This is a genomic window from Klebsiella terrigena (assembly GCF_006539725.1).
GTDB lineage: Bacteria > Pseudomonadota > Gammaproteobacteria > Enterobacterales > Enterobacteriaceae > Klebsiella > Klebsiella terrigena.
In genome coordinates this window covers 112,382-127,900 of sequence record NZ_BJNO01000010.1, presented here as the reverse complement: position 1 = coordinate 127,900, position 15,519 = coordinate 112,382, and the positions used below count along the sequence as shown (strand labels likewise).

Sequence of the window (15,519 nt, the reverse complement as noted above, 5' to 3'; positions counted from 1 at the left end):
GAAGTGAATATGTGTGATCTACTTCAAACTTGTCAGTTTAAATAGATCCACCCGGTGACAATGTGAAACCTAAATCTAACATCTTAGGGGTAACCGTCTCACCACGAATACGCGCCAGCAGACGCTCGGCGCCGATGCGTCCCATCCGCTCACGCGGCGTCAGCACGCTGGCAAGACGCGGCTCCATAACCTGGCCAATATCGTGGCCGTGGAAGCCGGCAATCGCCATATCATCCGGAATGCGTAATCCCAGACGCTGGCACTCAAAGGCCGCGCCGACCGCGAGGTCATCGTTAGTGCAGAAGATCCCGTCCAGCTGCGGATATTCGCGACGCGCCTGGCGCATCAGCTCAATCCCTGACGAGTAGGAAGAAGATTGTTCGACCATCACGCTGTACGGCGTCATGCCCGCGTCGTGCATCGCCTGCTCGTACCCCTTCTGCTTGATGATAGTACGTTCATCAAGACGTGCGCCAAGATAGGCAACGTGGCGATGGCCGCGGGCAATAATGGCGGCGGTCATCTGGCGCGCGGCGTCGAAGTTATCAAAACCGACGGCGATATCGAGGCACGGCGAGCGGCTGTCCATCAGCTCGACCACCGGGATCCCGGCGACTTCGATCATTTTCAGCGTGCGCGGCGTGTGGGTACGTTCAGTGAGGATCAGGCCGTCGATGTTCCACGAGAGCATCGACTCCAGGCGTTTTTCTTCCATTTCAGGCTTATAGCCGTAGTGCGCCAGCATGGTCTGGTAGCCAAAAGCATCGGTGACGCTTTCAATACCGCGCAGCACTTCAGAAAAGACCTGGTTGGTTAACGAGGGCAGGAGCACGCCGATGGCGCGGCTGGTCGCGTTGGAGAGAATATCAGGGGCACGATTGGGAATATAACCCAGTTCATCGAGAGCAACGGCAATCTTGCCACGCAGAGCCTCGGAAACCTGTTCCGGGTTACGTAAAAAGCGACTGACCGTCATTTTGGTCACGCCGACAAGATCGGCTACATCCTGAAGTACGGGTCTTTTCTTTTTCATCGTCCTGACTGTAATAAATGGGAGAGATTCTCTCAGTTTATCACGGACAAAGCGCAACCTTCCCGGAGAAACGCGCGCTAACGACTTTATTTAGCCTTAATGGCCGCAATCAGGCGAGCGGCGCTGCGGCCGCTGCGCCAAAAATCCCCGGCCGCGCTGGCGACCGGGTGAGCGGAAAAAAGCAGGACTGAGTATTAAACCGGCGGCAGATCGAACAGCAGGATTTCGCTGTCGCTATCGGCGTGAACCGAGATAGCCTGCTCATCCCAAATCGCCAGGCCATCGCTGGTGGTCGCTTTGGTGCCGTTGATGGTGACTTCACCTTTGACGACCTGAATCCACACGCGACGTTCCGCGGCAATCTGATGGACCGACTGCTCATCTTTCAGCAGCGCCCAGCGGTACAGTTCCATATCCTGATGCACTTTCAGCGAGCCTTCGCGAGCGTCCGGCGACAGCACCAGCTGTTTGCCCTGCAGCGCATCAAACCGGCGCTGCTCATAGCGCGGAGCGATGCCGTTCTCTTCCGGCATAATCCAGATTTGATACAGGTGCAGACGTTCGGTGCTGCTCGGGTTGTATTCAGAGTGACGAACCCCGGTACCGGCGCTCATGATCTGGAATTCACCCGCAGGAACCTGCTCTTTGTTACCCATGCTGTCCTGGTGTTCAACCACCCCTTCCAGCACGTAGGTCAGAATTTCCATATCTTTATGCGGGTGGGTCCCGAAGCCCTGGCCGGCGTCAATCACGTCATCGTTAATCACGCGCAGAGCGGAAAAGCCCATAAAATTGGCGTCGTAATAGTTGGCGAAAGAGAAAGTATGCCAGGAATCGAGCCAGCCATGATTAGCGTGACCGCGTTCGTTAGCTTTGCGTAAGTAGATCATGTTGCACCCCCGTATGTTTTCGATGGAATAAGTGTGGACCCATTCCGCTAACGATCATAGAGGGTGAAAATTGACTCCTCTGTTCAAAAAATATGAATAAGAGCAGAGGAGCTCAGGAAGCTTATTTATCGAGGGTTATCGTGGCTGGCGGTGGCTGCATGAAGCCGCGTTCGAGGATCTCCATATTGGTGAGAACGTCAGATTCCTTGACGTAATTCTCAGCCCCGTTTACCACGGTCTCGTAGAGCGAATCATACACCCGTCCGTAGTCGCCGGGCTCCACCCGCAGCTCTTCGCGCACGCTCGCGCCGCTATCATCCACGTACTCCAGCAGGCCGATGCTCTCGTCTGCCGCAAAGCCCGGCTCGCCCGGCATGATATTCGCCTTCAGGCTGGTTTCCTGCTGGTCGATGCCGTATTTGAAAAACGACCCTTTATGGCCGTGAACGATAAATTTCGGATACGCCAGCTTCACCAGATAGCTGGTTTTAACAATCGCCTTCAGGTCGCCGTAGAACAGCTGGGCCTCGAAGGTATCATCCGGGTTGGCCTTATTACGCAGGCTGCGAATGTCGTACGCCACGTGATCCGGGCGGCCGAACAGGGAAATTATCTGATCCAGCGTATGCACGCCAAGGCCATAAAAGGTGCCATCCTGCGCGAGTCCGGGCTGCGTTTCCGCCACCGGGCGATAGAGGTCGAAGTGGCTTTCAATTTCAACGATCTCGCCCAGCTTACCGCTTTCAATCGCCTTCTTAGCGGTCAGGAAGCAGGAGTCAAAGCGGCGGTTCTGGTACGGCGTTACCGTCAGCCCCTTGCTTTTTGCCAGCGCAAACAGCGCTTTCGCTTCCGCCAGCGTCGGGGTGAAGGGTTTTTCCACCAGCACGTTCTTGCCCGCTTCCAGCGCGCGCTTCGCGTAGTCAAAGTGGCTGTCGGCGTGGGTGCAGACAATCACCAGCCTGACCAGAGGATCGTTAAGTACCTCATCGAGATCGCTGGTGAAGTGAATATGCGAGTACTGCGGGGCCTGCTCTTCCGGCTTCGCGCTACGGCGATAGATATGCGCCACGTGCCAGCGGTCTTTGCGGTGCAGAACGTAAGGAAGATGGTAGCGGGTGGTGCTTTTACCGAATCCAATAAATGCGCAGTGCAGAGTCATAACGCAGTCCTTAGTTGAGGTTTCTGCTGCTAACCATAGCGCACCCCGGCGACGAACTTAACCCTTAACCCACTGACGATGGCGGAAAACGACCGGCAAAAAAAGGCAAAAAAAAAGCCAGCACCTGGCTGGCTAAAGTAATACTGGAAGCAATGTGAGCAATGTCGTGCTTTCAGGCTTTCCGCAAGGGTCCCCCTGAATGCAGGACAATAATAATCATTCTCATTCGCACTTGTCTACTTCTTTTTGCAAAAAATAGCCGTTGACGCGTTTTTCAAAGTCAGGGATGTTGAAAGGGACTCAACGAGCAGTTAAAGCCTGATATGCAGGCACTAAGGAGAAGAGGAATGAGTGAGATAGTGATACGCCACGCCGAACCGCGCGATGCAGAACCGTTACGTCAGCTGACTGCACACCCGGAGGTCTATCACGACACGCTACAGCTACCTCATCCGGCAATGGAAATGTGGCAGGAGCGGCTACAGCCCCGGCCAAACAGCCACCACCTGGTCGCCAGCATCGATGAACAGGTCGTCGGCCACCTGATGCTGAGCGTTGAATCCCGCCCGCGGCGTAGCCACGTTGCGACCTTCGGTATGAGCGTGGCGGCACCCTTTCACGGACGCGGCGTCGGCAGCGCCCTGATGCGCGAGATGATCAACCTGTGCGATAACTGGCTGCGCGTCGAACGCATTGAATTAACGGTATTCGCTGATAACGCCTCCGCCATCTCCGTCTATCGCAAATACGGCTTTAGCGTTGAGGGGACCGGGCGTAAGTTTGCGCTGCGCAACGGTGAATACGTCGATGCCCTCTTTATGGCCCGCCTGAAGGAGTAGCCCTTCCCCACCCTCTCCCGCTCCGGGAGAGGGTGGAAAATAGCCCTAGTATCCGGCGGTTAAATCCCCCGGTGAACGCGGGTCAGAGGCGCCGTACAGCGTACCGTCCGGGCCGACCATAATACTCTGCGTGCTGCCCATCGCCTCTTTCAGCACCACTTTCTGCCCTTTATCGGCCAGCAGCTTCAGCGTATCCGGGCTAAAGCCCTTCTCAACCCGCAGCTCATCGGGCAGCCACTGATGATGGAAGCGCGGTGCGTTGGTGGCTTCCGCTACGTTCATCCCAAAATCGATGGAGTTCACCACCATTTGCAGCACCGTCGTGATAATCCGGCTGCCGCCCGGGCTGCCGGTGACCAGCCAGGTTTTACCGTCCTTCACCACAATCGTCGGCGACATTGACGACAGCGGGCGTTTTTTCGGCCCGACGGCGTTGGCGTCACCGCCTACCAGCCCATAGACGTTAGGCACGCCGGGCTTCGCCGAGAAATCATCCATCTGATTGTTCATTAAGATCCCGGAGTTCCCCGCCACAATGCCGGTACCAAAAACGGTGTTCAGCGTGTAGGTCACCGCCACCGCATTGCCGTCCTTATCCACCACCGAGAAGTGGGTGGTCTGGTTGCTCTCGTAAGGCGCCAGCTTGCCCGGGCGGATCTGGCTGGAGGGTTTCGCTTTGTTGATATCGATCTGCTCGGCTATCGATTTGGCGTAGGCCTTGCTGGTGAGCGCCTGCCACGGAACCTTAACGAAATCCGGGTCGCCGAGGTACTCAGAGCGATCGGCATAGGCGTGCTTCTCCGCTTCCGCCATCACCTGCATGGCGTCCGCGCTGCCGAAGCCGAACTTATGCATATCGAAGTTTTCAAGGATATTGAGGATCTGCACGATGTGGATCCCCCCGGAGGAAGGCGGCGGCATCGAGAACACCTGGTAGCCGCGATAGTCGCCGCTTATCGGCGTGCGCTCCACCGCCCGGTAGTTCGCCAGGTCCGCTTTGGTGATCAGCCCGCCGTTTTTTTGCATCTCATCGGCAATCTGGTCGGCTATCGCCCCTTTATAAAACGCGTCCGGGCCGTGCTCGGCGATCAGCTCCAGGCTTTTCCCCAGCTGTTTTTGCACCAGCTTGTCGCCCTTTTTCAGCGGCTCACCGTTTTTCCAGAAGATAGCCCGGCTGTTGGCGTGATTCGGGATCACCTCGCTGCCGTAGGTTTTCAGGTCGTCCGCCAGCGCATCGTTGACCGTGAAGCCCTCTTCAGCCAGCTTGATGGCCGGGCGAATCACCTTGTTCAGCGGCATGGTGCCGTATTTTTCCAGCGCCAGCGAGAAGCCGGCCACGCTGCCCGGCGTGCCGGAGGCGAGATGCGAGGTCAGCGACTTCTTGCTGTCCGGGTTGCCCTGGTCATCGAGGAACATATCGCGGGTCGCCTGTTCCGGCGCCATTTCGCGGAAGTCGATGGCCGTCGTTTTACCGTCTTTGGTACGCAGCATCATAAAGCCGCCGCCGCCAATATTGCCCGCCTGCGGGTGCGTGACCGCCAGCGCATAGCCCACGGCCACCGCCGCATCGACGGCGTTTCCACCCTGGCGCAAAATATCCACGCCGACGCGGGTAGCCAGGGCATCAACCGACGCCACCATCCCCTGCTGGGCGCGCACCGGATGAAAGACGTCCTCTTCAACCCCGTAGGATACGGGAGGCGGGGCAGGGCTGGCGGCGACGGTAAAGCTCCCGCCCGCCAGCAGCAAAGCGATGACCGCCTGACGCCAGAATAGTGTTGTTATCATTGCCATACTCCTGAATCTGTTTTTGTCCCTGCATAAGCCTGGTTGATAAGTCCTAAAAAATCATTGTTATGCCGGAAAGGAGGTACACTTAAGTGATCCCACGCACGGGAGGAGAGAACAATGAAGGCAATACTATTTCTGGCGGTGCTGATGCCGTTGACCGCCCTGGCACAGCCGCTTAATACCACCAACAATCCCAACCAGCCGGGGTACGTCATCCCCAGCCAGCAGCGGATGCAAAACCAGATGCAGGTCCAGCAGCAGCAGCATCAGAGCATGCTGAAGCAGGATATGCAGAACCAGACGCGCGCTCAGCAGCAGCATCTTCAAACGCAGCTGAACAACAACCAGCAGCGCGCATTGCAGGGCGGGAACGTGAATTCTCAGCAGCAGGTGCTGCCGAATAGTAACGGTGGCATGCTGCAGCGACAGACGACCCCGTAAAGGCCGCCTGTCGGCAGATTAGGGCTGGAAGTTGGGGCCGATGACGTCTATCGCATCGGTACAGATGCTGTCGACGCCCCAGCGCAGCAGCTCGGCGGCACGCTGGGGTTTATTGACGGTATACACCAGAATATGCAGACCTGCCGCCTTCAGGCTCGCCACCCGCGCCTCATCAAGCAGCTTATGGTTCAGGTGAATCGACACGCAGCCCAGCCGGGCGGTCAGCTCGCGCCAGTCCTCACGCCACTCGTCCAGCAGCAGCCCGCGCGGCAGCTCAGGCACCGCCTGCTGCGCCGCTTCCAGGGCGTCAATTTCAAACGATGACAGCAGCGGCGCGGTCATGCCGTGCCACAGCTCGCGGGCCGCTAAGGCCACCACCTTGCCGGTCAGCGGCCCGCTGCCGGTGGTCGGCTTAATTTCGATATTGGCCATCATGTTCAGCTGACGGCAGCGCTCCGCCACGGCAGAGAGCAGCGGCAGCGGCTCGCCTTTAAATTCGCGGCCGTACCAGCTTCCCGCATCGACGTTCAGCAGCTCATGCCACGCCAGCTCGCCCGCCACGCCCCAGCCGTTGCTGGTGCGCTCGAGATTATCGTCATGCAGCAAAAAGATTTGCCCGTCTTTCGACAGCTTGGCGTCGAACTCAATCATGGTATGACCAAAGCGAGCGCCGGTATCGATAGCGGCGAGGGTATTCTCCGGCGCCAGCTTTCCACCGCCGCGATGGGCGACGATATGGGGGTAAGGCCAGTAACTCATGCGCGTTGTCCTGTTTCACCATCAAAGAGGTGCAGATGATCCTGCGGCAGATGCAGCCACAGCGTGCTGCCCGCCGCCGGACGCTGCTGATGCGGCAGCCTGACGACCAGCTTCTGCGCGCCCCAGCGCCCGTGGGCGAGGTTATCGGCACCTAAAATTTCCAGCGTATCCATCACCAGCGGTACGCCGCCTTCCGTCTCGGGGCCTGTGGCAAAATGTTCCGGACGGATACCGAGGGTCATCTTACGCCCGGCGTGCCGACGATGCTCGCTATTGATCGGCAGATGCAGGCCGCCCTCCAGTTCGAAACGGCTGCCGTCGTCGCTGATGCGCCCGTCGAGCAGGTTCATCGCCGGGCTGCCGATAAAGCTCGCCACAAAGCGGCTGGCCGGCTTTTCGTACACCTCAACCGGCGTACCAATCTGCTCGGCAACGCCTTTATTCATCACCATCACCCGCTGAGCAAGGGTCATCGCCTCAACCTGGTCGTGGGTGACGTACAGCGAGGTGGTTTTCAGCCGACGGTGCAGCTGCTGAAGCTCCAGACGCATCTGCACGCGCAGCTTGGCATCAAGGTTCGACAGCGGTTCATCAAACAGGAATACTGCCGGATCGCGGACGATGGCGCGGCCCATCGCCACGCGCTGGCGCTGGCCGCCGGAGAGCTCGCGCGGGCGGCGCTTAAGCAGGCCATCAAGCTCCAGAATGCGCGCCGCTTCCTGTACCCGCTCGTCAATCAGGCTTTTACCCATCCCGCGAATTTTCAGCCCCCAGGCCATATTCTCCTCCACGCTCATATGCGGGTAGAGGGCGTAGTTCTGGAACACCATCGCAATGCCGCGATCCTTCGGCTCCATCTCGGTAACGCGCTGGCGGTTAATCCAGATATCGCCGCTGGTCACGCGCTCAAGCCCGGCCACCATCCTCAGCAGGGTCGATTTGCCGCAACCGGAAGGCCCGACCATCACGATAAACTCCCCGTCCGCCACGTCGAGCGTCAGCGGCTGAATAATCTGGGTTTTGCCATCCCAGCTTTTGGTTACTGCCTGTAATTTAAGTCCTGCCATAAAAGGTTGTATCCCTTGATTGTTCATGAACGTCGCTGGCGGCTATTTTTGCTCGGGGCAAGGCGCAAGCGTCGCAGTTTGGTGGGCCCAAATAAGACGCGAGTAACGCGGTACCGGGCAAAAATGGCCCCAGCCCTTCGGGACGCGTGCCGAAACCGCGTACTCTGCGTTGTCGGATTTGGACATAGGCCCACTATGTCCATCATCCTCCGCCTTGATTACGCGGTTTCGGCTCAGCGTCGACGCCACGAACAATCAAGGGATACAACCTACTTCTCACTGTCCACTAAACCACGCACAAACGCGCGCTGCATGGCTAAAACGATAACAACCGGCGGGATCAGCGTCAGCAGCATTGCCGCCATCACCTGATTCCACTGCGTGGTGCCCTCGCCGGTGGCGATCATGCCTTTAATACCGGCGACTGCGGTGCCAAGATTGACGTCCTGGACGATCAGCAGCGGCCATAAATACTGGTTCCAGCCGTAGATAAAGGTGATAACGAACAGCGCCGCGAGATTGGTTTTCGACAGCGGCAGCACGATGTCGCGGAAAAAGCGCATCGGCGAAGCGCCGTCGATGCGCGCCGCTTCAATCAGCTCATCCGGCAGGGTCATAAAGAACTGGCGGAACAGGAAGGTGGCGGTTGCCGAGGCCATCAGCGGCAGCGTCAGGCCGGCGTAGCTATCGAGCATCTTCAGGTTGGCAATCACCTCTACCGTCGGGAAAATTCGCACCTCAACCGGCAGCATCAGGGTGATAAAGATCATCCAGAAGAACAGGTTACGCAGCGGGAAGCGGAACCAGACGATGGCGAACGCCGACAGCATCGACACCGCGATTTTGCCCACCGTAATACTGAACGCCATGATGAAACTGTTGAGCATCATCAGCCAGAACGGCGCGCTGTTGGCCCCCACGCCCTGTTTCCAGATGATGGCCATATTTTCCAAAAGGTGGCCGCCGGGGATCAGCGTCATCGGCGTCTCAAAGACCGCCTTGTTGTCCAGCGTGGCCGCGACAAAGGCGACGTACAGCGGGAACAGAATGACGGCAATTCCCGCAATCAGCATGGTGTGGCTGAAAATCGTCAGCCCGGGACGGTTCTCAATCATTGGTAGCGCACCTTACGTTCAACATAGCGGAACTGAACCACCGTCAGCACAATCACCAGCATCATCAGCACCACCGACTGCGCGGCGGAAGCGGAGAGATCGAGCCCGGCAAAGCCTTCGCGATAGATCTTATAAATCAGCGTCGTCGTCGCCTGGACCGGGCCGCCGGCGGTGGCGGCATCGATAACCGGGAAGGTATCGAAGAAGGCGTAAACCAGGTTGACGACCAGCAGGAAGAAGCTCACCGGCGCAATCAGCGGCAGCGCCAGCTTGAAGAAGCGGCGGACCGGGCCGGCCCCGTCAATCGCCGCGGCCTCCACCAGCGAGCGCGGGATCGACTGCAGCGCGGCGAAGAAGAACAGGAAGTTGTAGCTAATCTGCTTCCATACCGAAGCAAACACCACGAGGAACATCGCCTGGCCGCTGTTCTGCGCGTGGTTCCAGTCGTAGCCCATCTCGCCGAGGAAATGGGTTATCAGCCCGCGTCCTGGGTTAAAGAGGAAAATCCACAGCACCGCGGCTACCGCGGGCGCGACGGCGTAGGGCAGCAGCATCAGCGTTTGATAGAAGCGGCTACCGCGCACTACGTAGTCGACCAGCGCGGCGAAAAACAGCGAAACGATCAGGCCGCTGAACGTCACCATCGAGCTGAACTTGATGGTGGTCCAGAATGAGTCCAGATAGTACGGGTCGTGGAACAGGGTAACGAAGTTATCCATGCCGACGAACTGGCTGGAGAGGCCAAACGGGTCGACGCTTTGCAGCGAATACCACAGCGCCTCGCCCGCGGGCCAGATAAAGAAAATAATGGTGATAATCAGCTGCGGCGCAACCAGCAGATAGGGCAGCCAGCGCGAGCGGAATACCGGACGGGTTGATGACATGAGGTTACTCTTTTGCTCGATGATGCCCAGTGATTCGCTGCTATCGGCGATCGCCAAAGGCGGATATCCCCCGGTAAGCAAGGCGCTATCGGGGGACGTCCGTTCGACCTACTGCCCTGAATCAATCGGCATCAATACGTTACGACTTCGTCGACTGCTCGAAACGACGCAGCAGCTGGTTACCGCGCTCAACCGCTGAATCCAGCGCCTGCTGCGGGGTTTTCTTGCCGGTCCAAACGCTTTCCAGCTCCTCGTCCACTACGGTGCGAATCTGCGGCATATTGCCCAGGCGCAGGCCTTTGGTGAACGGCAGCGGCGGCTTGTTCAGCATCTGACGGGTGGCGATATCGGCGCCAGGGTTCTTGTCATAGAAGCCCTGCTGACGGGTCAGATCGTAGGCGGCGGTAGTGATCGGCAGATAGCCGGTTTTCTGGTGCCATTCCGCAGCGATTTCCGGTTTTGTGAGGAATTCGAGGAATTTCGCCACCCCGGTGTAGGTCTCTTTATCTTTACCCTGCATCACCCACAGGCTCGCCCCGCCGATAATGGCGTTCTGCGGCGCGCCCTTAACGTCGGCATCGTACGGCATCATCCCGACGCCATAGTTGAATTTGGCGTACTGGCGGATATCGGCAAGCGAACCGGAGGAGGCGGTGGTGATCGCACAGTCACCGTTGTAGAACTTCTCGGTGGACTCATCTTTACGCCCGAAGTAGCTGAAGTCGCCCTTCTTGTTCATCGCTTCCAGCATGGCGATATGCTTCACCTGCTCCGGCTTGTTGAACTCCAGAACCGCATCGGTACCGTCGAAGCCGTTATTTTTGGTGGCCACCGGCAGGCCGTGCCAGGCGCTGAAGTTCTCAATCTGAATCCAGCCCTGCCAGCCGCTGGCGTAGCCGCACTTCATTCCGGCGGCCTTCAGCTTGGCGGTATAGGCGGCCAGATCCTGCCAGGTTTTCGGCGGCTGCTCCGGATCTAAGCCGGCTTTTTTGAAGGCGTCTTTGTTGTAGTACAGCACCGGGGTGGAGCTGTTAAAAGGCTGGGAGAGGAGGTGGCCGGTTTTAGAGTCGGTGTAGTAGCCGGAAACGGTCGGTACGAACTGCGATTCATCAAACTTAATGCCCGCATCGGTGAAGACCTGATACACCGGCTTGATGGCTTTTGACGCCATCATCGTCGCGGTGCCAACCTCATAAACCTGCAGCAGCGCCGGGGCGTTGCCGGTACGAAACGCGGCGATACCGGCGCTCAGGCTCTGCTCGTAGTTACCTTTGTAGACCGGCGTAATTTTGTAATCCGGATTGGCCGCGTTGAAACGCTGCGCCAGAGAATCAACTTCTTTACCCAGCTCACCTTCCATTGAGTGCCAGAACGGGATGGTAGTTACTGCGAGGGCCTGGCCGGCAAATGCCAGGCTAAGCGCCAGTCCTAAAGCCGTATGTCGTAACGATATCATCGGTTATCTCTCTTGTTGTTCCAGATGCGCGATTTCACGCGTTTGATGTTCGCGGGGGTAACATGACATGCTCGAATTACAGAAAAATAACTCTTTTATTACAAAAAAAAGATAGTAAGACGTCAGGGAGATGGCAAGACGATGAAAGATCGGAGACAGGAAAGTGGGAGCTGCGACACGTCAAGGGGATGATTGCCCGCCGGCGGCGTTCTGGCTGAAGGATATCCCGGCCGGGCGGCCGGGAATAAGCGCGAAAGGTTTGGGATTACCCTCCCAGATAGGCGCTACGCACCGCTTCGTTAGCCAGCAGCGCGTCGCCGGTATCTTCGAGCACCACGTGGCCGTTCTCGAGCACGTAGCCGCGATCGGCAAGCTTCAGCGCCTGATTGGCGTTCTGCTCTACAAGGAATATGGTCATCCCCTGCTCGCGCAGCTGTTCGATGGTGTTGAAAATCTGCTGGATGATAATCGGCGCCAGGCCCAGAGAAGGTTCATCCAGCAGCAGCAGGCGCGGCTGGCTCATCAGCGCGCGGCCAATCGCCAGCATCTGCTGTTCGCCGCCGGACATGGTGCCCGCGCGCTGAATACGACGCTCAAGCAGACGCGGGAACAGCTCGTATACCCACTTAATGCGGGTCTGGAACTGGTCACGGTCGGCAAAAAAGCCGCCCATCGCGAGGTTCTCTTCGACCGTCATCCGCGAGAAGACGCGACGCCCTTCCGGAACAATCGCCACCGCTTCGCGCATGATTTTCGCGGTCTGCCAGTCGGTAATATCCTTACCGTCAAACACCACCTTTCCGCTGCTGGCGCGCGGGTCGCCGCACAGGGTGCCGAGCAGCGTGGTTTTACCCGCGCCGTTGGCGCCAATCAGGGTCACAATCTCCCCCTGATTGATATGCAGGCTGACGTTATGCAGCGCCTGAATCTTGCCGTAGTGGGCACTTACGTTGTCAAAAGATAACATCACTTTTTCCATGCTTATGCCTCACCAAGGTATGCGCGGATCACGTCCGGGTTATTGCGGATCTCTTCCGGCGTTCCGTTGGCCAGCGGCGTGCCCTGGTTTACCACGTAAATGCGATCGGAAATGCCCATCACCAGCTTCATATCGTGTTCAATCAGCAGGATGGTGGTGTTGTGATGACTGCGCAGCTCGGCGATCAGCTCGTCAAGCTCCTTGGTCTCTTTGGGGTTCAGGCCCGCCGCCGGTTCGTCCAGCATCAGGATTTCCGGCTGCGTCACCATGCAGCGAGCGATCTCCAGCCGCCGCTGGTCGCCGTAGGCGAGGTTGCTGGCCTGGCGGTTAGCCTGCTCCAGCAGGCCGATACGCTCGAGCCAGGCGGCGGCGCGATCCAGCGCTTCGCTCTGCGCGCGACGGAAGGTCGGCGTTTTCAGCAGCCCGGAGAAGACGCCGGTTTTCAGCTGCTGATGCTGCGCTACCAGCAGGTTTTCAATCACCGTCATTTCACGGAACAGGCGCACGTGCTGGAAGGTACGCACGACGCCCATGCGGGCAATCTGCTGGCCCGGCAGCCCTTCCAGGTGCTGGTCACGCAGCATAATCGAACCGCCGGTCGGCTTATAGAAACCGGTGAGGCAGTTAAAGACCGTGGTCTTCCCGGCGCCGTTAGGGCCGATCAGCGAAACAATTTCCTGCGGGCGCAGCTCCAGCGACACGTTGTTGACCGCCAGCAGGCCGCCAAAGCGCATCATCAGGCCGCTTACGGATAATAATGGCTGACTCATGCCTGCTCTCCTTTAGCCTGACCTTTTTTCAGCTTCAGCTGCGGGCGCGTCATCGGCAGCAGGCCCTGCGGACGCCAGATCATCATCAGTACCATCAGGCCACCCAGCATCAGCATGCTGTATTCGTTGAAATCACGCATCAGCTCGCGCGAGACCACCAGTAAAATAGCGGCCAGAATCACCGCAAACTGCGAGCCCATCCCGCCCAGCACGACGATGGCCAGCACGAAGGCCGACTCGGCGAAGGTAAAGGACTCCGGGCTAACGAAGCCCTGGCGTGCGGCAAACAGCGTCCCGGCAAAGCCGGCAAACGCGGCGCTGATGGTAAAGGCGGTGAGCTTGATGCGCGTCGGATTGAGACCCAGAGAACGACAGGCAATCTCATCTTCACGCAGCGCTTCCCACGCGCGGCCCAGCGGCATGCGCAGCAGGCGGTTAATCACGAACAGCGAGAAGACCACCAGCAGCAGCGCCACCAGGTAGAGGAAAATAACCCTATCGCTGGGGTCGTACTTGACGCCAAAGAAGTTGCTGAAGGTATCCCATCCGCCTTCGCGCGCGCTGCGGCTAAACTCGAGGCCAAACAGCGTCGGCTTAGGGATCTGGCTGATGCCGTTCGGGCCGCCGGTCACTTCGGTGTTATTGAGCAGTAAAATACGCACAATTTCGCCGAAGCCGAGGGTCACAATCGCCAGATAGTCACCGCGCAGGCGCAGCACCGGGAAGCCCAGCAGGAAGCCCGCAGCGGCCGAAACCAGCCCCGCCAGCGGCAGGCAGGTCCAGAAGCCGAGGCCGTAATAGTGGTTCAGCAGCGCGAAGGTGTAGGCGCCGATAGCGTAGAAGCCGCCGTAGCCCAGCACCAGCAGGCCGGACAGCCCCACCACCACGTTCAGCCCCAGGCCGAGAATGATGTAAATCATGGTCAGAGTGGCGATATCCACCGTGCCGCGCGACACCATAAACGGCCACGCGACGGCGATAACCAGCAGCGCCACCAGGAATAGCTTCTGCTTTACCGTCGACCCGTCGATGGCCGGCAGAATAAACTTCGGCCCGGAGACGTTTTTCAGGGTTTTCTGGAACAGCGGGCGCATCAGCTGGAAGAGGAAGACCACCGCCGTGCCGATGAAGATCCACTGCCAACGGATATCCGCCGCGGTATCTACCACCAGTTTGGTGCCGTCCAGCTCCAGCTGCACACCCATAAAGACGCCAGCCAGAATAAAGAACATCACCGCGGACAGCAGCGCCATTGCAATATGCATCGGTTTCATACTTTCTCAACCTCCGGGCGACCGAGGATACCGGTAGGCATCACTAACAGCACCAGAATCAGCAGCGCAAAGGAGACCACGTCTTTATATTCGGTGCTGAGATAGGCGGAGGAGAGCGCTTCGGCGATACCCAAAATCAGGCCGCCGATCATCGCGCCAGGAATACTGCCGATGCCGCCAAGGACCGCTGCGGTAAAGGCTTTCATCCCGGCCATAAAGCCAATATAGGGGTTGATAACGCCGTAGAACTGACCGAGCAGTACCCCGGCGACCGCCGCCATCGCGGCGCCGATAACAAAGGTCAGGGCAATAACGCGATCGGTGTTAATCCCCAGCAGGCTGGCCATTTTCAGGTCTTCCGCACAGGCGCGGCAGGCGCGGCCCATGCGCGAATAGCGGATAAACAGCGTCAGCGCCAGCATCGCCACAAAGGTGACGATCCAAATAACCAGCTGCATGGTGGTGATCGTGGCAGAGAAGTTTTCGCTGCTGCCCACCGTCCACTGGCCGTTAAACAGGCTCGGCAGCGCCACGTCGCGCGACCCTTCCGTCAGGCTGACGTAGTTTTGCAGGAAGATTGACATCCCGATGGCGGAAATCAGCGCAATCAGGCGCTTGGAGCTGCGCACCGGCCGATAGGCCACGCGTTCAATACTCCAGCCATAGGCGCTGGCAATAATGATAGCCCCGACGAATCCGGCGGCGACCAGCAGCCAGCTGGTGTCGATGCCCATCATCATCAGCGCGGCAATGATCATGAAGGAGACGTAGCTCCCTATCATATATACCTCGCCGTGGGCGAAGTTAATCATGCCAATAATGCCGTATACCATCGTGTAACCGATGGCGATCAGCGCATAGGTACTGCCCAGCGTGACGCCGTTAAACATCTGCTGCAGAAAGTAGAGAAACTGCTCGGACATAAGGTAACCTTTCTAAACCCGGCAAGGCGGGATGTTGAATCCCACTCGCAACGATTCGAGCGGCGGACGGACGGCAAACTGTTCCCTCCCCGGCAGCCCCGGAGCGGAAACGTCGTCGAGGCATCAGCGGCTCGAACCA

General features: G+C 58.4%; 15 protein-coding genes. 2 read left to right on the top strand and 13 right to left on the bottom strand.

From position 1 onward, the window contains the following. Nucleotides 1-37: 37 nt before the first annotated feature. From gntR to RTE01_RS13380, 3 genes are all read right to left on the bottom strand, one after another. Complete coding sequence (gene gntR, locus RTE01_RS13390) at nt 38-1,033, bottom strand: gluconate operon transcriptional repressor GntR (RefSeq protein WP_041143038.1); 996 nt, start codon at nt 1,031-1,033, stop codon at nt 38-40. Nucleotides 1,034-1,227: 194 nt separating this feature from the next. Further along, on the bottom strand, nt 1,228-1,923 hold the full coding sequence (yhhW, locus tag RTE01_RS13385; RefSeq protein WP_041143039.1) for a quercetin 2,3-dioxygenase: 696 nt from the start codon (nt 1,921-1,923) through the stop codon (nt 1,228-1,230). Between the two features lie 121 nt (nt 1,924-2,044). Beyond that, complete coding sequence (locus RTE01_RS13380) at nt 2,045-3,082, bottom strand: oxidoreductase (protein ID WP_134528018.1); 1,038 nt, start codon at nt 3,080-3,082, stop codon at nt 2,045-2,047. A 359-nt stretch (nt 3,083-3,441) separates the two neighbouring features. Here RTE01_RS13380 and yhhY point away from each other — a divergent pair, with 359 nt between their 5' ends. Then, entirely contained in the window at nt 3,442-3,921 is a 480-nt protein-coding gene (gene yhhY / locus RTE01_RS13375; RefSeq protein WP_166793793.1) for an N-acetyltransferase, read from the top strand. Between the two features lie 45 nt (nt 3,922-3,966). Here the strand turns inward: yhhY and ggt are convergent, their stop codons facing one another. After that, entirely contained in the window at nt 3,967-5,709 is a 1,743-nt protein-coding gene (gene ggt / locus RTE01_RS13370) for a gamma-glutamyltransferase (protein WP_115191738.1), read from the bottom strand. 120 nt (nt 5,710-5,829) lie between these two features. Between ggt and RTE01_RS13365 the strand changes: the two genes are divergently transcribed. Continuing rightward, a complete protein-coding gene (locus tag RTE01_RS13365; protein ID WP_041143043.1) occupies nt 5,830-6,153 on the top strand; it encodes a DUF2756 family protein in 324 nt (107 codons plus the stop codon). A gap of 18 nt (nt 6,154-6,171) precedes the next feature. On the opposite strand, the gene ugpQ is transcribed toward RTE01_RS13365, so the two are convergent. The 9 genes from ugpQ to livH all read right to left on the bottom strand — a co-directional run bounded on the left by ugpQ (nt 6,172) and on the right by livH (nt 15,380). Beyond that, nucleotides 6,172-6,912, bottom strand: a complete 741-nt coding sequence (gene ugpQ, locus RTE01_RS13360; protein WP_115191737.1) for a glycerophosphodiester phosphodiesterase — start codon at nt 6,910-6,912, stop codon at nt 6,172-6,174. Beyond that, nucleotides 6,909-7,979, bottom strand: a complete 1,071-nt coding sequence (locus tag RTE01_RS13355) for a sn-glycerol-3-phosphate import ATP-binding protein UgpC (RefSeq protein WP_041143045.1) — start codon at nt 7,977-7,979, stop codon at nt 6,909-6,911. The genes ugpQ and RTE01_RS13355 overlap by 4 nt, the downstream gene beginning before the upstream one ends. A gap of 269 nt (nt 7,980-8,248) precedes the next feature. Beyond that, nucleotides 8,249-9,094 carry a sn-glycerol-3-phosphate ABC transporter permease UgpE gene (gene ugpE, locus RTE01_RS13350; RefSeq protein ID WP_041143046.1) on the bottom strand — a complete coding sequence of 282 codons (846 nt, stop codon included), beginning with the start codon at nt 9,092-9,094 and terminating at the stop codon, nt 8,249-8,251. Beyond that, nucleotides 9,091-9,978, bottom strand: a complete 888-nt coding sequence (gene ugpA / locus RTE01_RS13345; RefSeq protein ID WP_041147479.1) for a sn-glycerol-3-phosphate ABC transporter permease UgpA — start codon at nt 9,976-9,978, stop codon at nt 9,091-9,093. Before ugpA ends, ugpE begins: the two co-directional genes overlap by 4 nt. Before the next feature lie 139 nt (nt 9,979-10,117). Further along, nucleotides 10,118-11,434: a sn-glycerol-3-phosphate ABC transporter substrate-binding protein UgpB gene (gene ugpB / locus RTE01_RS13340; RefSeq protein WP_041143047.1), complete on the bottom strand. Its 1,317-nt coding sequence runs from the start codon at nt 11,432-11,434 to the stop codon at nt 10,118-10,120. Between the two features lie 265 nt (nt 11,435-11,699). Then, nucleotides 11,700-12,413 (bottom strand): high-affinity branched-chain amino acid ABC transporter ATP-binding protein LivF, encoded by a 714-nt coding sequence (gene livF, locus RTE01_RS13335; protein WP_004868545.1) that lies wholly within the window; start codon nt 12,411-12,413, stop codon nt 11,700-11,702. Between the two features lie 2 nt (nt 12,414-12,415). Further along, entirely contained in the window at nt 12,416-13,183 is a 768-nt protein-coding gene (livG, locus tag RTE01_RS13330) for a high-affinity branched-chain amino acid ABC transporter ATP-binding protein LivG (RefSeq protein WP_041143048.1), read from the bottom strand. Next, a complete protein-coding gene (gene livM, locus RTE01_RS13325) occupies nt 13,180-14,457 on the bottom strand; it encodes a branched chain amino acid ABC transporter permease LivM (protein ID WP_041143049.1) in 1,278 nt (425 codons plus the stop codon). The genes livG and livM overlap by 4 nt, the downstream gene beginning before the upstream one ends. After that, on the bottom strand, nt 14,454-15,380 hold the full coding sequence (gene livH / locus RTE01_RS13320; RefSeq protein ID WP_041143050.1) for a high-affinity branched-chain amino acid ABC transporter permease LivH: 927 nt from the start codon (nt 15,378-15,380) through the stop codon (nt 14,454-14,456). The genes livM and livH overlap by 4 nt, the downstream gene beginning before the upstream one ends. Nucleotides 15,381-15,519 lie beyond the last annotated feature (139 nt).